The 25,178-nt window shown below is 56.4% G+C and carries 30 protein-coding genes and 1 tRNA gene; 24 read left to right on the top strand and 7 right to left on the bottom strand.

The window, feature by feature from the left end; all coding sequences use genetic code 11:
- Positions 1 to 57: 57 nt before the first annotated feature.
- A complete protein-coding gene (locus EQV93_RS01630; protein ID WP_240890765.1) occupies positions 58 to 948 on the bottom strand; it encodes an SDR family oxidoreductase in 891 nt (296 codons plus the stop codon).
- Between the two features lie 116 nt (positions 949 to 1,064).
- Between EQV93_RS01630 and EQV93_RS01625 the strand changes: the two genes are divergently transcribed.
- Positions 1,065 to 1,988 (top strand): LysR family transcriptional regulator, encoded by a 924-nt coding sequence (locus EQV93_RS01625; protein ID WP_122784861.1) that lies wholly within the window; start codon positions 1,065 to 1,067, stop codon positions 1,986 to 1,988.
- 96 nt (positions 1,989 to 2,084) lie between these two features.
- On the opposite strand, the gene EQV93_RS01620 is transcribed toward EQV93_RS01625, so the two are convergent.
- Entirely contained in the window at positions 2,085 to 2,537 is a 453-nt protein-coding gene (locus EQV93_RS01620; protein WP_122784860.1) for an Lrp/AsnC family transcriptional regulator, read from the bottom strand.
- A gap of 137 nt (positions 2,538 to 2,674) precedes the next feature.
- Between EQV93_RS01620 and EQV93_RS01615 the strand changes: the two genes are divergently transcribed.
- Positions 2,675 to 3,292: a LysE family translocator gene (locus EQV93_RS01615; protein ID WP_240890764.1), complete on the top strand. Its 618-nt coding sequence runs from the start codon at positions 2,675 to 2,677 to the stop codon at positions 3,290 to 3,292.
- Here the strand turns inward: EQV93_RS01615 and EQV93_RS01610 are convergent, their stop codons facing one another.
- A complete protein-coding gene (locus EQV93_RS01610; RefSeq protein ID WP_240890763.1) occupies positions 3,293 to 3,991 on the bottom strand; it encodes a pentapeptide repeat-containing protein in 699 nt (232 codons plus the stop codon).
- A gap of 187 nt (positions 3,992 to 4,178) precedes the next feature.
- Between EQV93_RS01610 and EQV93_RS01605 the strand changes: the two genes are divergently transcribed.
- Positions 4,179 to 4,568, top strand: a complete 390-nt coding sequence (locus tag EQV93_RS01605; protein WP_240890762.1) for a c-type cytochrome — start codon at positions 4,179 to 4,181, stop codon at positions 4,566 to 4,568.
- On the opposite strand, the gene EQV93_RS01600 is transcribed toward EQV93_RS01605, so the two are convergent.
- The 3 genes from EQV93_RS01600 to EQV93_RS01590 form a co-directional block, all read right to left on the bottom strand.
- The gene (locus EQV93_RS01600) at positions 4,569 to 4,898 is read right to left on the bottom strand and encodes a hypothetical protein (RefSeq protein ID WP_122784856.1); all 330 of its coding nucleotides are present in this window, start codon (positions 4,896 to 4,898) and stop codon (positions 4,569 to 4,571) included. It abuts the gene before it with no gap.
- A gap of 130 nt (positions 4,899 to 5,028) precedes the next feature.
- Positions 5,029 to 5,319 carry a DUF3077 domain-containing protein gene (locus tag EQV93_RS01595; RefSeq protein ID WP_146384184.1) on the bottom strand — a complete coding sequence of 97 codons (291 nt, stop codon included), beginning with the start codon at positions 5,317 to 5,319 and terminating at the stop codon, positions 5,029 to 5,031.
- Positions 5,320 to 5,835: 516 nt separating this feature from the next.
- Positions 5,836 to 5,920, bottom strand: a tRNA-Leu gene (locus EQV93_RS01590).
- A gap of 106 nt (positions 5,921 to 6,026) precedes the next feature.
- Between EQV93_RS01590 and queA the strand changes: the two genes are divergently transcribed.
- The 6 genes from queA (at position 6,027) to EQV93_RS01560 (ending at position 12,103) form a co-directional block, all read left to right on the top strand.
- A complete protein-coding gene (gene queA / locus EQV93_RS01585) occupies positions 6,027 to 7,088 on the top strand; it encodes a tRNA preQ1(34) S-adenosylmethionine ribosyltransferase-isomerase QueA (protein WP_131652254.1) in 1,062 nt (353 codons plus the stop codon).
- Positions 7,089 to 7,099: 11 nt separating this feature from the next.
- On the top strand, positions 7,100 to 8,215 hold the full coding sequence (gene tgt / locus EQV93_RS01580) for a tRNA guanosine(34) transglycosylase Tgt (RefSeq protein WP_122784899.1): 1,116 nt from the start codon (positions 7,100 to 7,102) through the stop codon (positions 8,213 to 8,215).
- A 42-nt stretch (positions 8,216 to 8,257) separates the two neighbouring features.
- Positions 8,258 to 8,596: a preprotein translocase subunit YajC gene (gene yajC, locus EQV93_RS01575; RefSeq protein ID WP_003443398.1), complete on the top strand. Its 339-nt coding sequence runs from the start codon at positions 8,258 to 8,260 to the stop codon at positions 8,594 to 8,596.
- A 66-nt stretch (positions 8,597 to 8,662) separates the two neighbouring features.
- Positions 8,663 to 10,531 carry a protein translocase subunit SecD gene (secD, locus tag EQV93_RS01570; RefSeq protein ID WP_122784853.1) on the top strand — a complete coding sequence of 623 codons (1,869 nt, stop codon included), beginning with the start codon at positions 8,663 to 8,665 and terminating at the stop codon, positions 10,529 to 10,531.
- Positions 10,532 to 10,540: 9 nt separating this feature from the next.
- A complete protein-coding gene (gene secF, locus EQV93_RS01565; protein WP_122784852.1) occupies positions 10,541 to 11,455 on the top strand; it encodes a protein translocase subunit SecF in 915 nt (304 codons plus the stop codon).
- 120 nt (positions 11,456 to 11,575) lie between these two features.
- Positions 11,576 to 12,103, top strand: coding sequence for a glycine zipper 2TM domain-containing protein (locus tag EQV93_RS01560; protein WP_122784851.1), 528 nt, complete (start codon positions 11,576 to 11,578; stop codon positions 12,101 to 12,103).
- A gap of 82 nt (positions 12,104 to 12,185) precedes the next feature.
- Here the strand turns inward: EQV93_RS01560 and suhB are convergent, their stop codons facing one another.
- A complete protein-coding gene (suhB, locus tag EQV93_RS01555) occupies positions 12,186 to 13,001 on the bottom strand; it encodes a type III secretion system regulator SuhB (RefSeq protein ID WP_122784850.1) in 816 nt (271 codons plus the stop codon).
- A gap of 144 nt (positions 13,002 to 13,145) precedes the next feature.
- On the opposite strand from suhB, the gene trmJ reads away from it, so the two are divergent.
- The 15 genes from trmJ (at position 13,146) to ispG (ending at position 25,176) form a co-directional block, all read left to right on the top strand.
- A complete protein-coding gene (trmJ, locus tag EQV93_RS01550) occupies positions 13,146 to 13,916 on the top strand; it encodes a tRNA (cytosine(32)/uridine(32)-2'-O)-methyltransferase TrmJ (RefSeq protein ID WP_122784849.1) in 771 nt (256 codons plus the stop codon).
- 2 nt (positions 13,917 to 13,918) lie between these two features.
- The gene (gene cysE / locus EQV93_RS01545) at positions 13,919 to 14,695 is read left to right on the top strand and encodes a serine O-acetyltransferase (protein WP_240890761.1); all 777 of its coding nucleotides are present in this window, start codon (positions 13,919 to 13,921) and stop codon (positions 14,693 to 14,695) included.
- A gap of 261 nt (positions 14,696 to 14,956) precedes the next feature.
- On the top strand, positions 14,957 to 15,448 hold the full coding sequence (gene iscR, locus EQV93_RS01540) for a Fe-S cluster assembly transcriptional regulator IscR (protein ID WP_122784847.1): 492 nt from the start codon (positions 14,957 to 14,959) through the stop codon (positions 15,446 to 15,448).
- 49 nt (positions 15,449 to 15,497) lie between these two features.
- The gene (locus tag EQV93_RS01535) at positions 15,498 to 16,712 is read left to right on the top strand and encodes an IscS subfamily cysteine desulfurase (RefSeq protein WP_146384174.1); all 1,215 of its coding nucleotides are present in this window, start codon (positions 15,498 to 15,500) and stop codon (positions 16,710 to 16,712) included.
- Between the two features lie 95 nt (positions 16,713 to 16,807).
- Positions 16,808 to 17,194, top strand: a complete 387-nt coding sequence (iscU, locus tag EQV93_RS01530; protein WP_003443374.1) for a Fe-S cluster assembly scaffold IscU — start codon at positions 16,808 to 16,810, stop codon at positions 17,192 to 17,194.
- Positions 17,195 to 17,261: 67 nt separating this feature from the next.
- Complete coding sequence (gene iscA, locus EQV93_RS01525; RefSeq protein ID WP_122784845.1) at positions 17,262 to 17,585, top strand: iron-sulfur cluster assembly protein IscA; 324 nt, start codon at positions 17,262 to 17,264, stop codon at positions 17,583 to 17,585.
- Positions 17,586 to 17,593: 8 nt separating this feature from the next.
- Complete coding sequence (hscB, locus tag EQV93_RS01520) at positions 17,594 to 18,115, top strand: co-chaperone HscB (RefSeq protein ID WP_240890760.1); 522 nt, start codon at positions 17,594 to 17,596, stop codon at positions 18,113 to 18,115.
- A 50-nt stretch (positions 18,116 to 18,165) separates the two neighbouring features.
- Positions 18,166 to 20,028 (top strand): Fe-S protein assembly chaperone HscA, encoded by a 1,863-nt coding sequence (hscA, locus tag EQV93_RS01515; RefSeq protein WP_240890759.1) that lies wholly within the window; start codon positions 18,166 to 18,168, stop codon positions 20,026 to 20,028.
- 3 nt (positions 20,029 to 20,031) lie between these two features.
- Complete coding sequence (fdx, locus tag EQV93_RS01510) at positions 20,032 to 20,373, top strand: ISC system 2Fe-2S type ferredoxin (RefSeq protein WP_047273851.1); 342 nt, start codon at positions 20,032 to 20,034, stop codon at positions 20,371 to 20,373.
- A 12-nt stretch (positions 20,374 to 20,385) separates the two neighbouring features.
- Positions 20,386 to 20,586, top strand: coding sequence for a Fe-S cluster assembly protein IscX (gene iscX / locus EQV93_RS01505; RefSeq protein ID WP_032879605.1), 201 nt, complete (start codon positions 20,386 to 20,388; stop codon positions 20,584 to 20,586).
- A 93-nt stretch (positions 20,587 to 20,679) separates the two neighbouring features.
- On the top strand, positions 20,680 to 21,105 hold the full coding sequence (gene ndk / locus EQV93_RS01500) for a nucleoside-diphosphate kinase (protein ID WP_010457859.1): 426 nt from the start codon (positions 20,680 to 20,682) through the stop codon (positions 21,103 to 21,105).
- A gap of 28 nt (positions 21,106 to 21,133) precedes the next feature.
- On the top strand, positions 21,134 to 22,282 hold the full coding sequence (rlmN, locus tag EQV93_RS01495) for a 23S rRNA (adenine(2503)-C(2))-methyltransferase RlmN (RefSeq protein WP_122784842.1): 1,149 nt from the start codon (positions 21,134 to 21,136) through the stop codon (positions 22,280 to 22,282).
- Between the two features lie 12 nt (positions 22,283 to 22,294).
- The gene (pilW, locus tag EQV93_RS01490) at positions 22,295 to 23,053 is read left to right on the top strand and encodes a type IV pilus biogenesis/stability protein PilW (protein ID WP_240890758.1); all 759 of its coding nucleotides are present in this window, start codon (positions 22,295 to 22,297) and stop codon (positions 23,051 to 23,053) included.
- A complete protein-coding gene (locus EQV93_RS01485; RefSeq protein ID WP_240890757.1) occupies positions 23,053 to 24,063 on the top strand; it encodes a RodZ domain-containing protein in 1,011 nt (336 codons plus the stop codon). The genes pilW and EQV93_RS01485 overlap by 1 nt, the downstream gene beginning before the upstream one ends.
- Positions 24,064 to 24,066: 3 nt before the next feature.
- Entirely contained in the window at positions 24,067 to 25,176 is a 1,110-nt protein-coding gene (ispG, locus tag EQV93_RS01480) for a flavodoxin-dependent (E)-4-hydroxy-3-methylbut-2-enyl-diphosphate synthase (protein ID WP_122784839.1), read from the top strand.
- Positions 25,177 to 25,178 lie beyond the last annotated feature (2 nt).

Below are 25,178 nucleotides of genomic sequence, written 5' to 3'. Positions count from 1 at the left end.
CCGGGCGTAGGGCGTTTATCGCCTGATGCGTTTGATTCGCACCTCTTGCAACAGGTTTCAGGTGTAGGCGAACGCGCTGCGGTGCTTTTGTACAAAGTCTTCCCAGCGCACGGGCTGGCGGCCGGTGATCTCAGGGAAGTTGTCGAAGGTTTCTTCAACACCGGGGATCTGCCGTGCGGCCATGCGGGTGAAGTTGTCGTGTACGCAGGTCATGTAAGCCATTTCGGCCCCGGCTGCGCGCATGTTCTCCAGAAACACATCCGGCGATTGAGCGTCATAGCGGAACGGCTGACCCAGCACGCGGGTCATGATGGCGGCGATGTCCCCGTAGGATTGCACGTCGTAGCCCAAGCGATACGTTTTGCCTGCGTGCTTGTGTGGGTGCAGCAGGGTCTGCGCAGCAACGCGGGCAACGTCTTCGCCGTCCACCCAACTAAAGCGTGCGTCGCCGGTGTATTGCTCGATCACCCCGTTTTTAACGGCTTGGGTGCCATCGTAGCTGAGCAGGTTTTGCATAAAGCACTCGGGGCGCAAGTGGGTGAACGAGAAGCCGCACCATTCGATGTAGCGCTCTACAAACTGGTGCCAGGCCCAGTGGCCGATGGTGGTGTCGTCCCGCCCGCAAGCGCCCAAGTGCACAATGTGCTGCACACCGGCTTTTTTCGCTTGATCAAGAAACGCTTTGCTTTGGCGCAGCATGTCCACGGTATAGCCGGTAACCAGCAAGGCGCGGTCGATGCCCTGTAAGGCCGGTGCCAGTGTCTCTTCCTTGTCGAAGTCGAGCATGACCGTGCGGATGCTCAGTGCTTCAAAAGGTTTGGCTTTGGCTGCAGAACGTACGGCCGCCACCAGCGTGATGCTGTCATCTTCCAGTAGGTTGCGCAGGGTATCGCCGCCAATCTGGCCGGTGGCGCCGGTGATTAAAACCGTGGGTTTTTGCGAAGTCATCGATCAGCCTGTTTTGTGAATAAGTAGAAGCAAACCAGCTTACTGGGGAAATGAGTGCGTATTTGCGATACCTTTTACTCAATCACGTGAACTGAATTCATGAATAGGTGCCGGGTATGTTTTCTTCGGAGCGCTTGAAAGGCATTGATGTGTTTGTCTGTGTCGCGGATGCAGGCAGTTTTCGGGCTGCGGCCGAGCGCTTGAATTTGACGGCGTCGGCGATCAGCAAAGCTATCGCCCGTCTTGAAGGCCGGTTACAGGTGCGTTTGTTTGAACGCACAACACGGCGCTTGGCACTGACCGATGCGGGCAGCGCGTTCTATCGAACCTGTACCGGGGTTTTGGCTGAACTGGAAGAGGCCGAGCTGGCCTTGCATGTGGAAAACACTGAACCGCGGGGGCGAGTGCGCATTGATTTGCCAGCAGCGTTCGGCCGCTTGTTGGCATTGCCGGTGATTCTGCGCTGTGTGCAGGCGCATGACCTGTTGTTGCCGCATATCTCGTTTTCGGATCGCTTTATCGATCCGGTGGAAGAGGGCGTCGATATTGTGGTGCGGGTGGGTGGCCCACAAGTCTGGCCGGCGACGCTGGAGCATCGTTACCTGGGCAGTGAGCGGCATGTGTTTTGTGCTGCCCCGTCGTACCTGAGCGACCACGGCACACCTGCGACTGATCGTGACTTGGAGCATCACCAGTGTGTCGCTTATGGCTTGGCAGACGGAACGGTCAGCCCGTGGCGTTTTGCGGGTACCCGGCCGGGCGAGATTGAGCGACGGGTCATGCCCGCCCGGTACATTGTGGGCGACGGCGAAGGGCAGGTGATGGCGGTTGTGGCCGGGTGCGGTATTGCCCAGTTGCCAACCTGGCTGATCAAGCAACCACTGGCTGACGGCGCTTTGGTCGAAGTGCTGCCGCATTTGGCCAGTGAGGGGTTGCCGATCCATCTAGTGTGGCCAAAAAATCGTCAGGATCTGCCCAAAGTGCGCGTTTTGCTCGATGCGTTGGCACAGGGGTTGGCCGGCGGTATACAGACGCTGTAGCCGCTGCCGAGGGACGAAGGCTGCGATCGGCGGCAACGCCGCCGTATAACCGGATACACCTAAGACCCCGCTCCCGATCGCAGCCTGCGGCAGCGGCTACAGGGGCAACACCCGGTCATTGATGACGTTTTTCATGACCAGCGTCGACACCAGCCTTTGCACGTTGGGCAATGAGGTCAGAGACTCATCATAGAGCTGCTGAAACGCAGCAAGGTCTTTGGTGATGACTTGCAGCAAGTAGTCCGGGTCGCCAAACAGCCGCTGCGCTTCGACGATCTGCGCGACGTCCAGCAACGCGGCCTCAAAGTCGGTAATGGCCTGGCGTGTCACTTCGCGCAACGTCACGAACACAATCGCTGAAAATCCAAGGCCCAGCTCTTTGGGCGCTAACAGTGCGCGATACCCCAAAATCACCCCTGATTCTTCCAGCGCCCGTACCCGTCGATGGCATGGCGAAAGGCTTAAACCTACCCGCTCAGCCAGTTCGGTGAGAGAAAGCCGGCCGTCCGCGTGCAGCTGCGCAAGAATCTTTCGGTCAATTCGATCCATACAGAAGAACCTTCCACCCATGTTAGGTGGCATTGGTATAAACGAAAGATAATCCTATCAGCATTTCCCTATTCTTCTACTCATAGCGTTCGCCAAAAGGGGTGTAACGCACTTGGCGCTTAGAAGGTAGACATCCCGTGACTCTCAGCATTGTGGCCGCCTTTTGGGCGGTGTCGTTTCTCTTCATCATTACGCCGGGCGCTGATTGGGCTTACGCCATTTCAGCCGGTATGCGCGAGCGACGCGTCGCACCAGCCGTTGCCGGGTTGCTTTCGGGGCACTTGCTGGCAACGCTGTTGGTGGCGGCGGGTGTGGGCGCGTTGCTGGCCAAAAGCCCGGTGGTCATGTCGCTGCTCACCTTGGCCGGTGCTCTGTATCTGCTGTGGCTGGGCATTGCGATGGTCCGGCAGCCGTCAGCGCCCGAACAAGGGCAGGCGCACGTTGCCGATTCCTGGTTTCGCTGGGTCTGGAAGGGCGCTTGTGTCAGTGGCCTGAACCCCAAGGTTTTATTGCTCTTTCTGGCTCTGTTGCCGCAGTTCACAGACCCGTTATCGACATGGCCGATACCCACCCAACTTTTGGCTTTGGGCGCTTTGCATGCGGTGAGTTGTGCGGTGGTCTATCTGTTGGTGGGCTTCAGCGCTCAAGCGGTATTGCAGACCCGGCCCAGTGCTGCGAGAACCGTCAGCCGGGTGTCTGGAGTGTTGATGGCGATCATTGCGCTGGTGTTGCTGGCTGAGCAGGTGATGCATTGATTACAGGACGTGCAACCCGAGACCGGCCAGCAGCATACCGGCTTGAGATTTGGAGATAATCGCGCCCTTGAACAGTTTGGCGTCGGTGAGGTGTAGCCCGTGCAGGCTGGCTTCGCGCAAGTCGGCCTGATCAAAACGCGCATTGTTGACCCGAGCCAGGGAAAGACTGCCGCCTTCAACAAAGACCGCTTGGCGAAAGTCGCAATAGCTGAGGTCGGCTTCGGCGAAATCCAGGTTGTGCAGCTCACTCTTGTAGAAAGACAGCCCCGACAAGATGGCACTGCGCAGCACGCAGTCTTTGAACACGAGGCCCAAGGTAGAGCTATCTACAAAATTGGCCCCGGTTAATTTACAGCCTTCGAATAATGCGTGGGCCAGCTTGCTGCGTTGCCAAAGGGTATTGTTCAGGTCGCAATTAACAAATACCGCTTCTTCCAGCGTGGCAGAACGAAACACCGCTTGGGCTGCTCGACAACTTTGCCAGTGCGTATTGGAAAGGTCAGCCGCCGTCAGATTGGTGTCGCCAAAGAGGCAGCGCTCAAAGCGTGAGTGACTCAGGTTTAGTCGGGACAAGTCTTGCCCGCTGAAATCGATGCCCTGAAAGCGAACTGGACGGCGAGCGTCTTTAATAAAGTCCGCAAGGGCCGTTTCGCCCAATTCAGTGGCGTCAACGGTGACGTAATCGTTTTCAGAAAGCATGACGCCTCGCAATGGGTTCAGATGAACAGAGGCCATAGTGGGTCAACGAACGCGAATCATCAATATTGATAATGGGCGCGCTTTGTGAGCAAGAATCCTTGATCCGAGTCAGCGTTTTGCGTGCGCTGACCGAATCAAGGCCCTGTAAGATTGCCGCTTGGTCAGATACCTGAATGTGGAAGCACTCATGCAAAAAACGCTGTTATTGACCGCTGTTCTGAGCCTCGCTGCCTTGTGTAACAGCGCCGCAGCTCTGGCCGCCGGTGATGCCGAAGCAGGCGAGAAGCTGTACAACAAAATGTGCGGAGGCTGTCACAGCATTGGCGAAAACGCGCGGGACGGTTTTGGCCCGCAGCTCAATGGCGTGATAGGGCGCGCGGCCGGCACTTCACCGACCTATCTGTACTCAGACGCCATGAAAAATTCCGGCGTGGTGTGGACGCGAGACAAATTGGCGGCCTATATCGAGGCACCCAAGAAAGTGGTCAAGGGCACCCGAATGATTTTCTGGGGCATCAGTGACCCGGAAAAAATCGACAACATCCTGGCGTACATCGAGCAGTTTCAAGACCACTGATCACTGAATGGCTTTCAAGTAGTCCTTGAGATGGGCCAAAGGTAGGTGCAGTTGTTCGAGCGTCTGAGCATCAGCGACCTGAGCGGAGAGCTTGTTCAGCTCCCTGCCCATCACAGTCCCCGCGCCGCCCAGGGCAATCAGCGCCACCTCAAGGCATTGATTGAGCTTGAGCTGAATGGCCTCGACATTGCCGTTGCGCAGCAGCAGGGCAAAGACTTCGCGCTGGTATTGAGCCATTGCCGGATCGTCGCGCAACAGCGGGCTTGAACCTTCGGGCTCATAAGCCAGTTTGAGGGCGTACAGGGCGACGGTTTCCAGAGGCGAATCCATGGGACGGGTTCCAGTGGGTCAGAAGCGGGGCGGCGATCATCGCTGTTCTGGGGGTTAAAAAAAAGTCCTCGCCGACAGCGCGCGTGACGTGAGCGAGCGTCGGGTGATGGGCGCCCCGAGGTCCGTGAGCTCATAGATCACCCTCCCCGGCGTGTTGCAGCCCTAGAGTCACGTCATCAATCAGCGCTTTGGCCATCTCGCTGAGATAGTGAGAAGCCCAGCGCATGGCGGTTGCTTGGTTGCCATCATCGACGGCCCCCATAAACGAGAGGGTATTGATGCAGTTCATGAGCAGTGAGGCATGTTCGAGCGCTTCAAGGCTCGAAACCCCGGCGTTGACCGAAAACAGGCGTTGATCCTGAGCGTTGCACTTGCCAAACGTGGCGCCGCCAACGGTAGGCATCAAGGGCGAAGGACTCATTGCACACCCCCTTTTGCAGCATGGGCGCGAATTTTGGACGGATTGAGGGTAGTCATGTGGTGTTGCTCCCGAATCATTGGAGCCACCGCGATCTGCCGCCAAGCAGAAAAGGGTGGCGAGTTGCGCAAGATTGGCGGACCGGTGATTCAGGAACCCGGCGCACCCGAAGGTGCTCCTGCACAACCCGCCATAACGCATTATCGCGAGCATAAAAAAAGCGCCCGCGATTAAGTCTATGGCGCTGTTGCGCCTGAAATCATTCGACCCGCCAAGGTCGTTCGCTGAATATGCAGCGACCGGCGGAGATTACCGCTCGAATTTCAAAACTGCAACCGCGGGCTGAACGGGTGTGAGCCTTTGATGAAGCACACAGTGCTTTTGCTCAGAGAATGGCTTCAATGCCCCGGATCGCAGGCGAGGGGAGACAGGGCTAAATCGCAGGCACAAAAAAACCGGCGCTAGTGGCCGGTTTTTTTGTATTCAAGGTGCATTGAGCGGCACCTTGAGATCTTTGTTTGGTGCCCCGAGGGAGACTCGAACTCCCACTTCTTTCGAAAACGGATTTTGAATCCGCCGCGTCTACCAATTCCGCCATCAGGGCTCAATGGCGGCGAAGTATAGAGATGAGGTTGAGGTCGGTCAACAACTTATTGGTCTATTTTTACTAAGTCCGTTAAACTCCCCGGCCCTGCTAGACGAAACCTATCATGCGCGTTGCTGACTTTACTTTCGAGCTCCCTGATTCACTCATCGCACGCCATCCTTTGGCGGAGCGCCGCAACAGTCGCCTGCTGACCCTTGATGGGGAGAGCGGGGCACTGGCACATCGTCAATTTACTGATTTGCTTGAGCATTTACGCTCAGGCGATTTGATGGTGTTTAACAATACCCGGGTGATTCCAGCCCGTTTGTTCGGCCAAAAGGCGTCGGGCGGCAAGCTGGAAATTCTGGTTGAGCGGGTGCTCGACAGTCATCGGGTGCTGGCGCATGTACGCTCCAGCAAGTCGCCCAAGCCAGGCTCGAAAATCCTGATTGATGGCGGCGGCGAAGCCGAGATGCTGGCGCGCCACGATGCGTTGTTCGAGCTGGGCTTTGCCGAAGAGGTGTTGCCGCTGCTGGACCGTGTCGGGCACATGCCGTTGCCGCCTTATATCGATCGCCCGGACGAAGGTTCGGATCGCGAGCGTTATCAAACGGTCTACGCTCAGCGCCTGGGCGCAGTAGCTGCCCCCACGGCAGGTCTGCATTTCGATGAGCCGTTGATGCAGGCTATTGCCGCCAAGGGTGTCGAGACTGCATTTGTGACCCTGCATGTGGGCGCGGGTACGTTCCAGCCCGTACGGGTTGAGCGTCTTGAAGATCACCATATGCACACGGAGTGGCTGGAGGTCGGCCAGGACGTAGTGGATGCCGTAGCCGCATGCCGTGCACGTGGCGGTCGCGTGATTGCGGTGGGTACCACCAGTGTTCGTTCGCTTGAGAGCGCGGCACGTGATGGGGTGCTCAAGCCCTTCAGTGGTGATACCGATATCTTTATTTTCCCCGGTCGACCGTTTCATGTGGTCGATGCGCTGGTGACCAATTTTCATTTGCCGGAATCCACGCTGTTGATGCTGGTTTCGGCGTTCGCCGGTTATCCCGAAACCATGGCGGCCTATAAGGCTGCGGTTGAGCATGGGTACCGCTTCTTTAGTTACGGTGATGCAATGTTCATCACCCGCAATCCTGCGCCGACGGCTCCTGCCCCGGCCCCGGAGGATCAAGCATGAGCAACTGTCGTATGTCATTCGAGCTGCTTGCCACTGATGGCAAGGCGCGTCGCGGTCGTTTGACCTTCCCCCGTGGTGTGGTTGAAACCCCGGCCTTTATGCCTGTGGGCACCTATGGCACGGTCAAGGGCATGCTGCCGCGTGATATTGAAGCCATCGGCGCGCAGATGATTTTGGGCAACACTTTTCACCTGTGGCTACGCCCAGGCACTGAAGTGATCAAGAAGCATGGCGATCTGCATGACTTCATGAAGTGGCAAGGGCCGATCCTGACTGACTCGGGTGGTTTTCAGGTGTTCAGCCTGGGCGCCATGCGCAAGATCAAGGAGGAGGGCGTGACCTTCGCGTCCCCGGTAGACGGCGCCAAAGTGTTTATGGGGCCGGAAGAGTCGATGCAGGTTCAGCGTGACCTTGGCTCCGACGTCGTAATGATTTTCGACGAGTGCACGCCGTACCCGGCGGATGAAGATGTAGCGCGCGTGTCCATGGAGCTGTCGTTGCGCTGGGCGCAGCGCTCCAAGAACGCTCATGGTGATAACACCGCAGCTTTGTTCGGTATTGTTCAGGGCGGCATGCACCAGAACCTGCGCGAACGCTCGCTCGAAGGCCTGAACAAGATCGGTTTTGACGGTCTGGCCATTGGCGGTTTGTCGGTGGGCGAGCCCAAGCACGAAATGATCAAGGTGCTGGATTACCTGCCAGCGATGATGCCTGCTGACAAACCTCGTTACCTTATGGGGGTTGGCAAGCCAGAAGATCTGGTTGAGGGTGTGCGCCGCGGAGTGGACATGTTCGATTGCGTGATGCCAACCCGCAACGCCCGCAACGGGCATTTGTTTATCGATACGGGTGTTATCAAGATCCGTAATGCGTTCCATCGCCATGATGATTCGCCGCTGGATCCGACCTGCGATTGCTACACCTGCCAGAACTTCTCCCGCGCTTATCTGCATCATCTGGACAAGTGCGGTGAAATGTTGGGAAGCATGCTCAATACCATCCACAATTTGCGGCACTATCAGGTGCTCATGGCTGGTTTGCGCGAGGCTATTCAACAGGGTACATTGGCCACCTTTGTCGACGCCTTCTATGCCAAGCGCGGGCTTCCTGTGCCGCCCCTGGACTGAATTTACGACCTTTAAGAAACAACAATGCAACTGGAGTGCTTAATGAGCTTTTTCATCTCTTCCGCTTTCGCGGACGCTGCTGCACCTGCCGCTGCTGGCCCTATGGGTGGTGGTTTTGAATGGATTTTCCTGGTGGGTTTCCTGGTCATCTTCTATCTGATGATCTGGCGTCCACAGGCCAAGCGCGCCAAAGAGCAGAAAGCCCTGTTGGGTAACCTGCAAAAAGGTGACGAAATCGTAACGACTGGCGGCATTGCCGGCAAAATCGTTAAGGTTTCCGATGCATTTGTTGTGATCGAAGTGTCTGACACTGTCGAGCTGAAAATTCAGAAAGGCTCTGTTGCAGCCACGTTGCCTAAAGGCACGCTGAAAGCGATCTAAGTTTCAACTTTTAACAATCGACGGGGCGCGCAAGGCGCCCCGCGTTTTAAGCGGGCGGCGTGATTGATGCTGAACAAATACCCTCTGTGGAAATACATACTGATCCTGGCGGTGCTGGCGATCGGTCTTATTTATTCCGCTCCCAATCTGTACCCTGATGACCCGGCGATCCAGATTTCGGGTGCAAGCACAGCGTTGCAGGTCACTCAAGCTGATCTGGATCGTGCAAGCAAAGCACTGACGGATGCCGGTATTGCCGTCAAGGCTGCGACGTTGGCTCAGAACGGCAAAGGCGGTTTGCTGCGTCTGGAACAGAAAGACGACCAGTTGCCAGCCAAAGAAGTCGTGCGCAAGGCTTTGGGGGACGACTATGTGGTCGCGCTCAACCTGGCACAGACTACGCCGCAATGGTTGCGTAGCCTGGGTGCTCACCCAATGAAGTTGGGTCTGGACTTGTCGGGTGGTGTGCACTTCCTGTTGGAAGTGGACATGGACAAAGCTGTCGATGCACGTATGAAAGTGTACGAAAGCGATGTCAAAAGCTTGTTGCGTAAAGAGAAGGTGCGTTATCGCAGCCTGCCGCAACTCAATGGTGCCATTCAGCTGGGTTTCACTGATGAAGCTGTCCTTGAGCAAGCGCGTAGCCTGATCCGCAAGAACTTCAATGATTTTGACGTAACGACAGCGGACCTTAATGGTCAGCCGGTTCTGCGTCTGGCGATGACCCCGGCCAAGCTGGCGGAAATCCGTGAATATTCCATCAAGCAAAACCTGACAACGGTCCGTAACCGGGTCAACGAGTTGGGTGTTGCCGAGCCTCTGGTTCAGCGTCAGGGTGCCAACCGCATCGTGGTTGAGTTGCCGGGCGTACAAGACACCGCCGAAGCCAAGCGTATTCTGGGCAAGACGGCCAACCTTGAGTTCCGTCTCGCAGCCGAGCCGGGCGCATCCAAAGCCACTTCCGAGACGTTCGAATTCCGCGAGGGCAATCGCCCTTCCGCGCAAATCGAGCGTGGTCTGATCATCACGGGTGATCAGGTGACCGATGCTCAGGCGGGCTTTGACGAGCACGGCCGTCCACAGGTGAACATCAAGCTTGATGGGCATGGTGGTGAGCTGATGAGTCGTTCGACTCGCAGCAACGTGGGTCGCAGCATGGCGGTTATCTTCATCGAGCAAAAGCCGGTGACGACGTACACCAAGCAAGTGGTCGATGGTGTTGAGAAGGACGTGCCGACTCAGACGTTCAAGGAAGAGAAAAAGATCATCAGTCTGGCGACCATTCAGTCGCCATTGGGCAGTCAGTTCCGGATTACCGGCCTGAATGGCCAGGGTGAGGCTTCCGAGCTGGCTTTGCTGTTGCGTGCCGGTGGTCTGGCCGCGCCGATGTACTTCGCTGAAGAGCGCACCATTGGCCCGAGCCTGGGTGCTGACAACATCACCAAAGGTATTCACGCATCGTTGTGGGGCATGTTGTTTGTGTCGCTGTTCATTATCGCCATCTACCGTTTCTTCGGTTTGATTGCGACAGTGGCGCTGGCAGTCAACATGGTCTTGCTGCTGGCGTTGATGTCGCTGCTGGGTGCAACGCTGACCCTTCCGGGTATTGCCGGTATCGTCTTGACGATGGGTATGGCGGTTGACGCCAACGTGCTGATCTTCTCGCGGATTCGTGAAGAGATCGCCAATGGCATGACTGTGCAGCGGGCAATCAATGAAGGTTTCAGTCGGGCATTCACGGCAATTGTCGATGCCAACCTGACAACCTTGCTGGTTGGCGGAATTCTGTTTGCCATGGGTACCGGGCCGGTTAAAGGCTTTGCGGTGACCATGTCCCTCGGGATCTTTACCTCGATGTTCACGGCCATTATGGTGACCCGCGCAATGGTCAACCTGATCTACGGCGGTCGGGACTTCAAGAAGTTGTGGATTTAAGGGGCTGCCATGTTACGTACAATCAACTTCATGGGCGTTCGCAACGTTGCGTTCGGCGTCACTGTAGTGCTCACCTTGCTGGCATTGTTCAGCATGTTCCACAAGGGCATGAACTACGGCCTGGACTTCACCGGCGGTACGCTTATCGAGCTGACCTACGAGAAGCCAGCTGACCTGACCAAGGTGCGTAATGAGCTGGCTACGGCAGGTTTTCATGACGCGGTAGTGCAGAGCTTTGGTGCGACCACTGACTTGCTGGTGCGTATGCCCGGCGATGATCCGTTGCTCGGCAACAAGGTTGCCGCAGCATTGGGGCAGGCAGATGCCAGCAACCCTGCGGTGATCAAGCGGGTTGAGTTTGTGGGCCCGCAAGTGGGTGAAGAGCTGCGCGACCAGGGCGGCCTTGGCATGCTGATGGCGCTGGGCGGCATCATGCTTTACCTGGCTTTCCGCTTTCAGTGGAAGTTTGCGGTGGGCGCCATTGTGTCCCTGGTGCATGACGTGATCGTCACCATGGGCGTGCTGTCGTGGTTCCAGATTACCTTCGACCTGACGGTGTTGGCAGCGGTACTGGCTATCATCGGCTACTCGCTCAACGACACCATCGTGGTATTTGACCGGGTGCGGGAGAACTTCCGGGTGCTGCGCAAGGCCAGCCTGATCGAGAACATCAACATATCGACCACGCAAACCCTGTTGCGCACCATGGCAACGTCCATCTCCACCCTGTTGGCGATCGCTGCGCTGCTGATCTTTGGTGGCGACAACCTCTGGGGCTTCTCGATTGCCTTGTTCGTGGGTGTGTTGGCGGGTACTTACTCGTCGATTTACATCGCCAACGTCGTGCTGATCTGGCTGAACCTCAGTGCTGAGGATTTGATTCCGCCAGCGGCGAGCGAAAAAGAGGTGGATGACCGTCCTTAACGGTCAATCATCTAAAAGCTGTGACTAAAAGGCGTGAGTATTGAACTCACGCCTTTTTTTATGCTCCAACATCAGGATTGGTGTGGGACTGTTCCCACGTGTGATGGTCTGGAGGTTCGCGTGAACAAATCTTTGCTGGTAGGCGCTGTTTTAGGTGCTGTCGGTGTGACTGCCGGAGGTGCTTTTGCCACCTACAGCTTGGTTAAATCCCCTGATGCTGCGCAGGTGTTGGCGGTTGTTCCAGTCAATCAGCAGATCAAGACTCCGCGAGAAGTATGCAAAGAAGTGGCTGTGACGCGACAAGCGCCAGTCAAGGATCAGCATCAAATCGTCGGTAGCGTGATCGGTGCGGTCGCGGGCGGTTTGCTGGGTAATCAGATTGGTGGCGGTAGCGGCAAGAAGATCGCTACGGTTGCCGGTGCGGTGGGCGGTGGCTATGCCGGTAACAAGGTTCAGGAAGGCATGCAGAACCGCGATACCTACACGACGACCCAAACACGCTGCAATACTGTCAACGACATCAGTGAGAAGGTCGTTGGTTATGACGTGCGTTATTCCCTCAATGGCAAGGAAGGCAAGGTCCGGATGGATCGTGAGCCTGGCAGTGAAATTGCCGTGGATAAGCAGGGCAACCTGATTTTGAATTAAGTTCGGTATTGTAGTTTCGGCTCAGAAACTGCAAGCCAAAAAAAAGCACCCGCAAGGGTGCTTTTTTGTTTGCGGGTTTCGCTTAGCGTTTCAGCGAAGCCGGCAGGTGAGGCTGGATAGCCGTCAGAACTGCTTTGAAGCACTTGGTGTTACCAGCAACGATGTGGCCTTTTTCAAGGAAATCGTGGCTACCGGTGAAGTCGCTGACCAGGCCGCCTGCTTCTTGAATCAGCAGTGCGCCTGCGGCCATGTCCCATTCGGACAAGCCCGACTCCCAGAATGCATCGAAACGACCAGCGGCCACGTAAGCCAAGTCCAGGCTGGCAGCGCCTGCGCGGCGGATGCCGGCAGTTTGGCCAACCAGGCTACGGAACATGCCCAGGTAGTTTTCGAGGTTGTCCATCTGGTTGTCGCGGAACGGGAAGCCCGTACCCAGCAATGCGCCTTCCAGGCTGGTGCGACCGCTGACACGCAGGCGGCGACCATTCAGTTGAGCGCCACGGCCACGGCTGGCGGTGAACTCTTCTTGGCGAACTGGGTCAAGAACCACGGCGTGCTCAAGGCGGCCGCGGTATTTGCAGGCGATGCTGACGGCGAAGTGTGGAACGCCGCGCAGGAAGTTGGTGGTGCCATCCAGTGGGTCGATGATCCACAGGTAGTCTTCACCTTCACCGCTGCCTGGGTGCAGGCCGGTTTCTTCACCGAGGATGCCGTGCGTCGGGTAAGCCTTGCGCAGGGCGTCGATGATTTTCTGTTCGGCCGCACGATCGACTTCAGAGACGTAATCCTTGGCGTCTTTTTCGTCAACCTTAATGGTATCCAGGCGCTCGATGGAGCGGAAAATCAATTCACTGGCGCTGCGGGCGGCGCGCAGCGCGATATTCAGCATGGGCTGCATGGACGTTTCACCTAAGGTTGTTAAAGAAAGCCGAATATTCTATCAGAAAACTTTGGTAGATGAAGGTTTGCGTTAGCTTTCGTAGCTTATGGCGTTTTCGTTAGGTAAGATTTGCTCCCTTTTGCTGGCCTGTGAGCGCTTCCTTTGTTGCCTAATATTCGTGTCGTTCTGGTTAATACCAGCCATCCCGGGAACATCGGTGGTGCTGCGCGCGCCATGAAAAACATGGGCTTGTCACGGCTGGTGCTGGTTGAGCCCCGAGTATTTCCGCACCATGAAGCCGATGCACGTGCTTCTGGGGCGGGCGATATTCTTGAAAATGCGCAAGTCGTGGCCACCCTGGAAGATGCGTTGGTGGGCTGCAATCTGGTGCTGGGTACCAGTGCGCGCGATCGCCGTATTCCCTGGCCACTGCTGGACCCTCGTGAGTGTGGGCAAAAAGTCGTGGCTGAAGCGGCTAACGGTGCAGAGATCGCCTTGGTGTTTGGTCGTGAAGACTCTGGCCTGACTAATGACGAGCTGCAGCGTTGCCACTTTCATGTGCACATCCCTTCGGATCCTGAGTTTAGCTCCCTGAATCTGGGTGCGGCTGTGCAGGTGTTGAGCTACGAGATTCGCATGGCCTGGCTGGCCGCTCAGGGGCAGCCAAGCAAGGTCGAAAAAGAAGAAGTGGCCTCCACTAAAAGTGGTGAGCTGGCGACTATGGATGAGCTGGAGCGATTTTATGAGCATCTGGAGCAAACGCTGGTCGCCATTGAATTTATGGATCCCGAAAAGCCGCGCCACTTGATGGCGCGTTTGCGCCGGCTCTATGGGCGCAGTTCGATCAGCCGGGCAGAGATGAATATTTTGCGTGGCATTCTCACTGAAACCCAAAAAGCAGCCCGCGGTGAGCTGCTCAAGCGCAAGGATTGATCATGTTTGAGCGTCTGCGTGAAGATATTCAAAGTGTGTTTCATCGAGATCCTGCAGCGCGAAATGCTTTTGAGGTGCTGACCTGCTACCCGGGCATGCACGCCATCTGGATTCACCGCTTGTCAGCAGTATTGTGGGGGGCGGGCTGGAAGTGGTTGGCGCGCCTGGTGTCGAATTTCGGGCGCTGGTTGACCGGTATCGAAATTCATCCGGGGGCCAAAGTCGGGCGCCGTTTCTTTATTGATCACGGCATGGGCATTGTGATCGGTGAGACCGCCGAGATCGGTGATGACGTGACGCTGTACCAGGGCGTGACGCTGGGTGGCACCAGCTGGAACAAAGGCAAGCGTCACCCAACGCTGGAAAATGGCGTGGTGGTCGGTGCCGGTGCCAAGGTGCTGGGGCCATTTACGGTAGGAGCTGGCGCCAAGGTCGGTTCCAACGCGGTGGTGACCAAGGCGGTGCCAGCCGGGGCGACGGTTGTCGGTATTCCGGGTCGTATCATTGTCAAAAGTGACGATGCGGTTGAAGCCAAGCGCAAGGCGATGGCTGAAAAGATCGGCTTTGATGCCTATGGCGTGGGCGAAGACATGCCGGATCCGGTGGCGCGAGCGATTGCTCAGTTGCTGGATCATCTTCAGGCGGTAGATGGCAAGCTCGATGGTATGTGTGGTGCTCTGAAAGATTTGGGCAGTCCTTATTGCGCGCAGGATTTGCCTGAACTGCGTGAAGAAGATTTCGCCTGCGTTAAAGGCAAGGACGACAGCCAGGCAATCTAGGCTTGTAGCCGCTGCCTCAGGCTGCGATCGGGCGCGAAGCGGCCGTGCTTTAGGGCTTCAGGAAAGTCTGCAGCCCTCATTGAAGCCTGCGACGGTGAGCGGTGCGTTTGCTGTGGCTCATGTGCCATTACGTCGCAGATGCTGCTACAATGCGGCCGCTGTTTTGCGGGTAATCCCGACTAAAGTGCTAGGTCTAATAGTTGACTTAAATGGTCGGGAATAGCATACTCGCCTCCATTCCGAATTCCGTGGTACCTGTCCATGAGACTGACTACAAAAGGCCGTTACGCCGTTACTGCAATGCTTGATTTGGCGTTGCACGCACAGCACGGGCCGGTGTCCCTGGCTGATATTTCCGAGCGCCAAGGCATTTCTCTTTCCTACCTTGAGCAATTGTTCGCCAAATTGCGCCGCAGCAGCCTGGTTTCCAGTGTGCGCGGGCCTGGCGGTGGCTATCGGCTGTCGCGAGACATGCAGGGTATTCAGGTCGCCCAAGTGATTGACGCGGTCAACGAATCTGTCGATGCCACGCGTTGCCAGGGGCTTGGCGACTGCCATGCCGGCGACACGTGCCTGACCCACCATTTGTGGTGCGACCTGAGCCTGCAAATCCACGAATTTCTCAGCGGTATCAGCTTGGCTGATCTTGTGACTCGCCGTGAGGTACAAGAAGTAGCCCAGCGTCAGGATCAGCGCCGCTGTAATGGCAAAGCGCCGCACCTGGATAAGATCGAAGCGTCCGCCGTCGAGTGATTGCATAAAAACGACGGTGCGCCAGCCAGCCTGATTTAGGAGATAGTCCATGAAATTGCCCATTTACCTTGATTACTCAGCCACTACCCCGGTTGATCCGCGTGTTGCTCAAAAAATGAGCGACTGCTTGCTGGTTGACGGGAACTTCGGTAACCCGGCTTCGCGCTCTCACGTATTCGGCTGGAAAGCTGAAGAAGCGGTTGAGAACGGTCGTCGTCAGGTCGCTGATCTGGTTAACGCTGACCCGCGTGAAATTGTCTGGACCTCCGGTGCAACCGAGGCCAACAACCTGGCAATCAAAGGTGCAGCGCATTTCTATGCCACCAAAGGCAAGCACCTGATCACCGACAAGATTGAGCACAAAGCTGTTCTCGACACCATGCGTCAGCTGGAGCGTGAAGGTTTTGAAGTGACCTACATCGAGCCGGGTGAAGACGGTCTGGTCACCCCTGCCATGGTTGAAGCAGCCATGCGCGATGACACCATTCTGGTGTCGATCATGCATGTGAACAACGAAATCGGCACCATCAACGACATCGCTGCCATTGGTGAGCTAACCCGCTCGCGCGGCGTGCTGTTCCATGTTGATGCGGCACAGTCTACCGGTAAGGTTGAAATCGACCTGGCCAAGCTGAAAGTCGACCTGATGTCCTTCTCGGCTCACAAAACCTACGGCCCTAAAGGCATCGGTGCTCTGTACGTAAGTCGCAAACCGCGCGTACGTATTGAAGCTGCCATGCACGGCGGCGGTCACGAGCGCGGCATGCGTTCGGGCACCTTGGCCACCCACCAGATCGTGGGTATGGGCGAAGCGTTCCAGATTGCCAAAGAAGAAATGGCCGCTGAAAACGTTCGAATCAAGGCCTTGAGCGACCGCTTCTTCAAGCAGGTTGAACACCTTGAAGAGCTGTACGTTAACGGCAGCATGATTCACCGCGTGCCGCACAACCTGAACCTGAGCTTCAACTACGTTGAAGGCGAGTCGCTGATCATGGCACTCAAGGATCTGGCTGTTTCGTCCGGTTCGGCGTGCACATCCGCTTCCCTTGAGCCGTCCTACGTGTTGCGTGCCTTGGGCCGCAACGACGAATTGGCGCACAGCTCAATCCGTTTCACCTTCGGCCGGTTCACCACCGAAGAAGAAATCGACTACGCCGCGCAGAAAGTGTGCGAGGCCGTTACCAAGCTGCGCGCTCTGTCGCCGCTGTGGGACATGTACAAAGACGGCATCGACATCTCGAAAATCGAGTGGGCGGCGCACTGATATTTCAAGTCGCCGTAGACAGCCGCTGTAAGCGCAGCGAAAGCAGCGTTTACAGCGTCTCAAGAGCGACTCTCTGATGAGTGAGGATTAGTACCATGGCTTACAGCGAAAAGGTCATTGACCACTACGAGAACCCGCGCAACGTCGGCAAGATGGACGCGGAAGACCCGGATGTCGGCACCGGCATGGTTGGCGCGCCTGCGTGCGGCGACGTGATGCGTTTGCAGATCAAGGTTAACGAGCAGGGCATCATTGAAGATGCCAAGTTCAAGACCTATGGTTGCGGTTCGGCAATTGCCTCCAGCTCCCTGGCGACTGAGTGGATGAAAGGCAAGACTCTGGATGAAGCAGAGACCATCAAAAACACTCAACTGGCCGAAGAACTGGCTTTGCCTCCGGTGAAAATTCACTGCTCGGTACTCGCAGAAGACGCCATCAAGGCGGCTGTTCGCGATTACAAGCAGAAGAAAGGTTTGATCTGATCCGCATGGCTTGCGCCTTTAATGGCGCAAGCGTGGTGAAGAGACTGGCAAAAGGTAAGGAGTCACGATGGCTATCAGCATGACAGAAGCGGCTGCTCGACACATTCGCCGCTCCCTTGACGGGCGCGGCAAAGGTGAGGGGATTCGTCTGGGTGTTCGCACCACAGGCTGTTCCGGTCTCGCCTATGTGCTGGAGTTTGTCGATGAAGTGGGTGAAGAAGACCAGGTCTTCGAAACCTATGGCGAAAAAGTGATCATTGATCCGAAGAGCCTGACCTACCTGGACGGAACTGAGCTGGACTTCGTCAAGGAAGGCCTTAACGAAGGCTTCAAGTTCAATAACCCTAACGTACGTGGCGAATGTGGCTGCGGCGAAAGCTTCAACATCTGAGGCTAGTCGTGGGTACTCCTTGTCATTTTGCTTTGTTTGAGCTGCAACCGGGTTTCGTTCTGGATCTCGATCAGCTCGCTGTGCGCTATCGAGAGTTGGCGCGCGGTGTTCACCCGGATCGTTTTGCTGATGCTTCCGAGCGCGAGCAGCGCCTGGCGCTGGAGCAGTCGGCTAGCCTCAATGAGGCTTATCAGACGCTCAAAAACCCGTCCAAGCGTGCGCGTTACCTGCTCGCGTTAAAGGGTGGGGAGTTGCCGCTGGAAGTCACGGTGCATGATCCCGAGTTTCTGATGCAGCAAATGCAGTGGCGCGAAGAACTTGAAGATTTGCAGGACAGCGCCGATATGGCGGGTATTGCAGCATTCAAGCGTCGACTGAAAGTCGCTCAGGACCACCTGAACGACAGCTTCGCTGCTTGTTGGGATGACGCTGCGCAACGCGAGCAGGCCGAACGCCTGATGCGCCGCATGCAGTTCCTGGACAAGCTCACTTACGAAGTGCGCCAGCTAGAAGAGCGCCTCGACGATTAACTCCGTGCTTCCCTGATGGCACGCCTGATTACAGATAAGTCCTGATTACGATGGCCCTACTGCAGATCGCCGAACCCGGCCAAAGTCCTCAACCGCACCAGCGTCGTCTGGCTGTGGGGATCGACTTGGGCACAACCAATTCGTTGGTCGCTGCATTGCGCAGCGGTCTTTCCGAGCCCTTGGCTGACGCAAATGGCAATGTCATTTTGCCGTCTGCCGTTCGCTATCACGCTGATCGCGTCGAGGTCGGTGAGTCGGCGCGTCTGGCAGCCGCAAGCGACCCTTTCAATACCATCCTGTCGGTCAAGCGTTTGATGGGGCGCGGTGTGTCTGACGTCAAGCAATTGGGTGAGCAGTTGCCTTACCGTTTTGTTGGCGGTGAGTCGCACATGCCGTTTATCGACACCGTGCAAGGGCCTAAAAGCCCGGTTGAAGTGTCTGCCGATATTCTGAAAGTGCTGCGTGAGCGTGCTGAAAAGACCTTGGGCGGGGAATTGGTGGGTGCGGTGATTACCGTTCCGGCCTATTTCGACGATGCTCAGCGTCAGGCCACTAAAGATGCTGCCAAATTGGCGGGCCTCAATGTGCTGCGTTTGCTCAATGAGCCAACCGCAGCGGCCGTGGCTTACGGGTTGGATCAGTCGGCTGAAGGGGTTGTGGCTATTTACGACCTGGGCGGAGGCACGTTCGATATTTCGATCCTGCGCCTGACCGGCGGTGTATTTGAAGTGCTCGCCACCGGTGGTGACACCGCGTTGGGCGGCGATGATTTCGATCATGCGATTGCGGGCTGGATCATTGAGCAGGCGGGTTTGTCCGCTGATCTTGACCCCGGCACTCAGCGCGCTTTGCTTCAGGCCGCTTGCGCTGCCAAGGAAGCGCTTAGCGATGCATCTTCTGTAACGGTCACGTTTGGTGAGTGGCGTTCAGAGCTGACCCGCGAGGCTTTTGATGCGTTGATTGAGCCAATGGTTGCCCGCAGCCTCAAAGCCTGCCGGCGTGCCGTGCGCGATGCCAACATCGAAATTGAAGAGGTTCAGGCCGTGGTCATGGTCGGCGGTTCGACCCGCGTACCGCGTGTGCGTGAAGCGGTTGCAGCCATGTTCGGCCGTGAGCCGCTGACCGATATCGACCCGGATCAAGTGGTAGCCATTGGTGCTGCGATCCAGGCCGATACGCTGGCAGGTAACAAGCGTGAAGGTGGCGAATTGTTGCTGCTGGACGTGATTCCATTGTCGCTCGGTCTTGAGACCATGGGCGGCTTGATGGAGAAGGTTATCCCGCGCAACACCACGATTCCAGTGGCCCGTGCGCAGGATTTCACGACCTACAAAGATGGTCAGACGGCCATGATGATTCATGTGCTGCAAGGCGAACGTGAACTGATCAGCGATTGCCGTTCTCTGGCACGCTTTGAGTTGCGTGGTATTCCGCCGATGGTGGCCGGTGCTGCAAAAATTCGTGTGACCTTTCAGGTCGATGCGGATGGTTTGCTCAGCGTTGCCGCTCGCGAGTTGGGCTCGGGCGTTGAAGCGAGCATTCAGGTCAAGCCGTCTTACGGTCTGACCGATGGCGAAATTGCCAAGATGCTCAAAGATTCGTTCCAGTACGCCGGTGATGACAAGGTGGCCCGTGTGCTGCGCGAACAGCAGGTCGATGCGCAGCGTCTGATCGAGGCTGTGCAGTCAGCACTGGAGGTTGACGGTGATCGCTTGCTGGACGCTGAAGAGCGCATGGTCATCGAAGCGCAAATGCAAGAATTGTCTGAATTGATGAAAGGCACAGATGGTTACGCCATCGAGCAGCAGACCAAGCGTCTGTCGCAAGTAACTGATGCCTTTGCTGCCCGTCGTATGGATTTGACGGTCAAAGCCGCCCTGTCTGGGCGCAACCTGAATGAAATCGAGGAATAACTGATGCCGCAGATCATTTTTCTGCCACACGCCGAGCATTGCCCGGACGGTATGGTCGTAGAGGCTGAGACCGGCAAGTCCATTCTCGAAGTGGCCCATGACAATCACATCGAAATCGAAAGTGCTTGTGGTGGTGTCTGTGCGTGCACGACCTGTCACTGCATTATTCGTGAAGGCTTTGACTCGCTCGAAGAAGCTGATGAGCTGGAAGAAGACTACCTGGATCGTGCCTGGGGTCTTGAAGCTCACTCTCGTTTGAGCTGTCAGGCCAAGGTCGGTACTGAAGACCTGACGGTCGAGATTCCGAAATATTCCCTTAACCATGCTGCTGAAGCGCCGCACTGATAAGGAATTGTCATGAGCCTTAAATGGGTTGATGTGCAAGAAATCGCCATACAACTGGCTGAAGCTCACCCGGAGGTTAATCCTCTGACGGTGAACTTCGTCAAGCTGCGCAATCTGGTAATGGCGCTGCCGGACTTTGACGACATCCCGGATCGTGGCGGAGAGAAGGTTCTCGAAGCCATTCAGGGGTTGTGGATCGAAGAAGCCGACTAAGCTTGTAACTACGCAATTATGCAATACCCCAGAACCCGCGTATAATTCGCGGGTTTAATTTTTCGCTTAAATCACTGTTTCTGGAGTTACACCATGGCTGTTCAACGCACTTTCTCCATCATCAAGCCTGACGCTGTTGCAAAAAACGTTATTGGCGAGATCACCACTCGTTTTGAAAAAGCCGGCCTGAAGGTTGTAGCTTCGAAAATGAAGCAACTGTCCAAAGCAGAAGCTGAAGGCTTCTACGCTGAGCACAGCGCTCGTGGTTTCTTCGGCGACCTGGTTGCTTTCATGATCTCCGGTCCTGTTGTTGTTCAGGTTCTGGAAGGCGAAAACGCTATCGCTCTGAACCGCGAACTGATGGGCGCTACTAACCCTAAAGAAGCAGCTGCTGGCACTATCCGTGCTGATTTCGCTGATTCCATCGACGCTAACGCTGTTCACGGTTCCGACTCGGAAGCCGCTGCTGCACGCGAAATCTCCTACTTTTTCGCAGCTACTGAAGTAACCACTCGCTAAGTATTGGCTTGTGAGTGAGGGTGAAGACATGATTGCAACGACTGGCAAAACCAACCTGTTGGGTTTGACTCAACCGGAAATGGAGAAATTCTTCGACTCAATCGGGGAGAAGCGTTTCCGTGCCGGTCAGGTCATGAAGTGGATTCACCACTTTGGCGTCGATGATTTCGACGCCATGACTAACGTCAGCAAGGCCTTGCGCGACAAGCTCAAGGCTATTGCTGAGGTTCGTGGGCCTGAAGTCGTCAGCGAGGACATCTCCAGCGATGGCACCCGTAAATGGGTGGTACGTGTAGAGTCCGGCAGCTGCGTCGAGACGGTTTACATTCCCTCGGGCAAACGCGGCACCTTGTGCGTTTCGTCCCAGGCTGGCTGTGCCCTGGATTGCAGTTTCTGCTCCACCGGCAAGCAAGGCTTCAATAGCAACCTCACCGCCGCCGAAGTAATCGGTCAGGTGTGGATTGCCAACAAATCCTTCGGCAGTGTTCCGGCAACCATCGACCGCGCCATCACCAACGTGGTGATGATGGGCATGGGTGAACCGCTGCTGAACTTCGACAACGTCATCAGTGCCATGCAACTGATGATGGATGACTTGGGCTACGGCATTTCCAAGCGCCGGGTGACCTTGTCTACCTCGGGCGTAGTGCCGATGATCGATGAGCTGGCCAAGCACATCGATGTCTCCCTGGCATTGTCGCTGCACGCACCTAACGACGAACTGCGTAGTCAATTGGTGCCCATCAACAAGAAGTACCCGCTGGCCATGCTGCTTGATTCTTGCCGTCGTTATATGGCGACCTTGGGCGAGAAGCGCGTGTTGACCGTCGAGTACACCTTGCTCAAAGACGTAAACGACCATGTCGACCACGCGCGTGAAATGATCGAGTTGCTCAAGGACACGCCGTGCAAGATCAACCTGATCCCGTTCAATCCGTTCCCGCATTCGGGTTACGAACGTCCAAGCAACAACGCCATTCGCCGTTTTCAGGAGCTGTTGCAGCAGGCGGGTTACAACGTGACTGTGCGTACGACGCGCGGCGAAGATATCGACGCGGCATGTGGGCAGTTGGTGGGGCAGGTCAATGACCGCACCCGTCGCAGCTCGCGCCTGATCGCGGCGCGTGAGCTCAATGCCGATGCCGACTCAGCGCCTAACGCTGCCTCTGCGCCCTGAGAGAGGACATTCATGATCCTGCGCGCTGCGCTGTGTGTCGTTTGGGTCGGCTTTATAGCTGGCTGCGTTTCATCGGGTAGCTCAAACCCGATGAACAGCGACAAAGGGCGTGATGCAGCGCGTGAGGCTTATGTACAGCTGGGGCTCGGTTATCTTCAGCAGGGTATGGCAGAGCAGGCCAAAGTACCTTTGGGTAAAGCCCTCGAACTCGACAAGACTGACCCTGACACCCAAGCCGCCCTGGCATTGGTTTTTCAGTCTGAGATGGAGTTTGAGCTGGCCGAGCAGGCATTTCGCACGGCGTTGAACCGGCGGCCTGATGACTCGCGCATTCTCAACAATTACGCCAGCTTTCTGTTTGAGCAACAGCGCTACCAAGAAGCCAGTACGTACTTCCAAAAAGCGCTGGCGGACCCTCTCTATCCTGAACGATCGCGCATCTACGAGAACCTGGGAATTACTGCACTCAAGTTGGGGCAGCGTGACTCGGGCCGTCAGCAGCTCGAAAAAGCCCTGCGTTTGAACCCTCGGCAACCCCGCGCACTGCTCGAAATGGCTGAGTTGTCTTACGAAGACAGGCATTATGTGCCCGCACGTGACTTTTACGATCGTTTTAGCCTGCTTAGCGGGCAAAATGCACGTAGTCTATTGCTCGGTGCGCGATTGGCAGATGTTCTCGACGAGCGTGCTTCAACAGCCAATTATGGTCAGCAACTAAAAAGACTCTATCCCGGTACGCCGGAATATCAGCAATACCTGTCGGAGCAATGATGAAAGCGGCGCAACCCGAAGTTCTAGCAGCGACTCGTGTCAATCCTGGTGAGACCTTGCGTCAGGCCCGTGAAAACAATGGCTGGACGTTGGCTGAAGTCGCCATGAAGCTCAATCTGACGGCCAGCTCCTTGAGTAATCTTGAGGCGGGTGCGTTCGACAAGCTGCCAGGGCATACCTTTGCCCGCGGTTATATCCGCGCCTATGCCAAATTGCTCGGTATGGACCAGACTGCGCTGGTGCATGAGTTTGATCTCTACACCGGGACAGACGCCAACGGCAGCAATGTGCATAGCCTTGGTCGTATTGAAGAACCGGTGCGTATTTCGCACACCATCTTGCGTATTGTCAGCCTGCTCTTGCTGATCGCTGTTATCGGCGGTGGCTTTATCTGGTGGCAGGACCAAACGTCCATGCGCGCCAAAGACCTGATTGGCCTGGCCCCGGAACACGTGGAAGTTGAAGGCGCTGACGGCACCACCCAGATCCACCCGCTCGACGAGCCGGAAGATCAGGCTGTGGCTGAAGCCAAGGTTGAGGCAGAGTCTGCGGCCGAGGCTCAAACCACGACGCAGCCAGATCAGAGCTCGCAGTTGGCACTGCCGCTGGCGTCTGAACCTGCCGCTACCGCCTCCACAACCGCACCCGCTGCTCCTGCTGCATCTACTACGGCTGCTCTGCCTGCTCCTGCAGCACCTGTTGCGCCAACGCCTGCTGCCACGCCTGTGGCGCCCGCAGTCGCTCCGGTTGAAAGCGCACCGGTAGCCGGTGCTGGCAAGGTTGCAGTTCAATACAGCGCAGATTGCTGGACTCAAGTCACCGACGCCACGGGTAAAGTGTTGTTCGGCGGCCTGAAGCGCAAAGGCGATAATCTTGAAGTGAGCGGCAAGCCGCCTCTGAGTTTGCGACTGGGCTTTGCCCGTGGTGCGCAAGTGACCTACAACGGTCAGGCGGTAGATGTCGCTCCTTTCACCAGTGGCGAGACTGCTCGCCTGAAGTTAGGTCAATAAGTCATGCACGGCGAATCACCAATCAAACGTCGCGAATCGCGCAAAATCTGGGTCGGCTCGGTGCCAGTCGGTGGCGATGCCCCTATTGCTGTACAGAGCATGACCAACAGCGATACCAATGATGTCGCGGCGACCGTTGCGCAAATCAATCGTCTGGAAGCTGCGGGTGTCGATATCGTGCGGGTTTCCGTACCCGATATGGATGCAGCAGAAGCGTTTGGCCGTATCAAGCAATTGGTCAAAGTGCCATTGGTTGCTGACATCCACTTCGATTATCGGATCGCGCTGCGCGTGGCCGAACTGGGTGTGGACTGTTTGCGTATCAACCCGGGCAACATTGGTCGCGAAGACCGTGTTCGTGCCGTGGTTGATGCTGCCCGTGATCGCGGTATTCCAATCCGAATCGGCGTTAACGCCGGCTCGCTCGAAAAAGACCTGCAAAAGAAGTACGGCGAACCGACCCCTGCTGCGCTGGTAGAGTCGGCATTGCGTCACGTTGAACACCTTGAACGCCTGAATTTCAAGGACTTCAAGGTCAGCGTAAAGGCCTCCGACGTGTTTATGGCCGTTGAAGCCTACCGCTTGCTGGCCAAAGAAATTGTCCAGCCGCTGCACTTGGGTATCACCGAAGCTGGCGGTTTACGTTCGGGCACAGTGAAATCTGCTGTCGGCCTAGGTATGCTGCTCGCCGAGGGAATTGGCGATACTATCCGCATCTCGTTGGCAGCAGACCCGGTTGAGGAAGTCAAAGTTGGTTACGACATCCTGAAATCCCTGCGTTTGCGCTCGCGTGGCATTAACTTTATTGCGTGCCCAAGCTGTTCGCGCCAGAACTTCGACGTGGTTAAAACCATGAACGAGCTGGAAGGGCGCCTCGAAGATCTGCTGGTGCCATTGGATGTCGCTGTGATCGGCTGTGTCGTTAACGGCCCCGGTGAAGCCAAAGAGGCCCATGTCGGTCTGACTGGCGGAACGCCCAACCTGATTTATATCGACGGCAAGCCGTCGCAGAAATTAACGAATGAAAATCTGGTGGATGAGCTCGAAAAGCTGATTCGCCAGAAGGCGGCCGAAAAGGTCGAAGCTGACGCAGCGGTTATCGCGCGCGGCTAATC

The organism is Pseudomonas sp. TMW22091 (assembly GCF_022496705.1).
GTDB lineage: Bacteria > Pseudomonadota > Gammaproteobacteria > Pseudomonadales > Pseudomonadaceae > Aquipseudomonas > Aquipseudomonas saxonica.
Note: the sequence above shows the minus strand (reverse complement) of the source record. Positions and strands in the feature narration are given on the sequence as shown.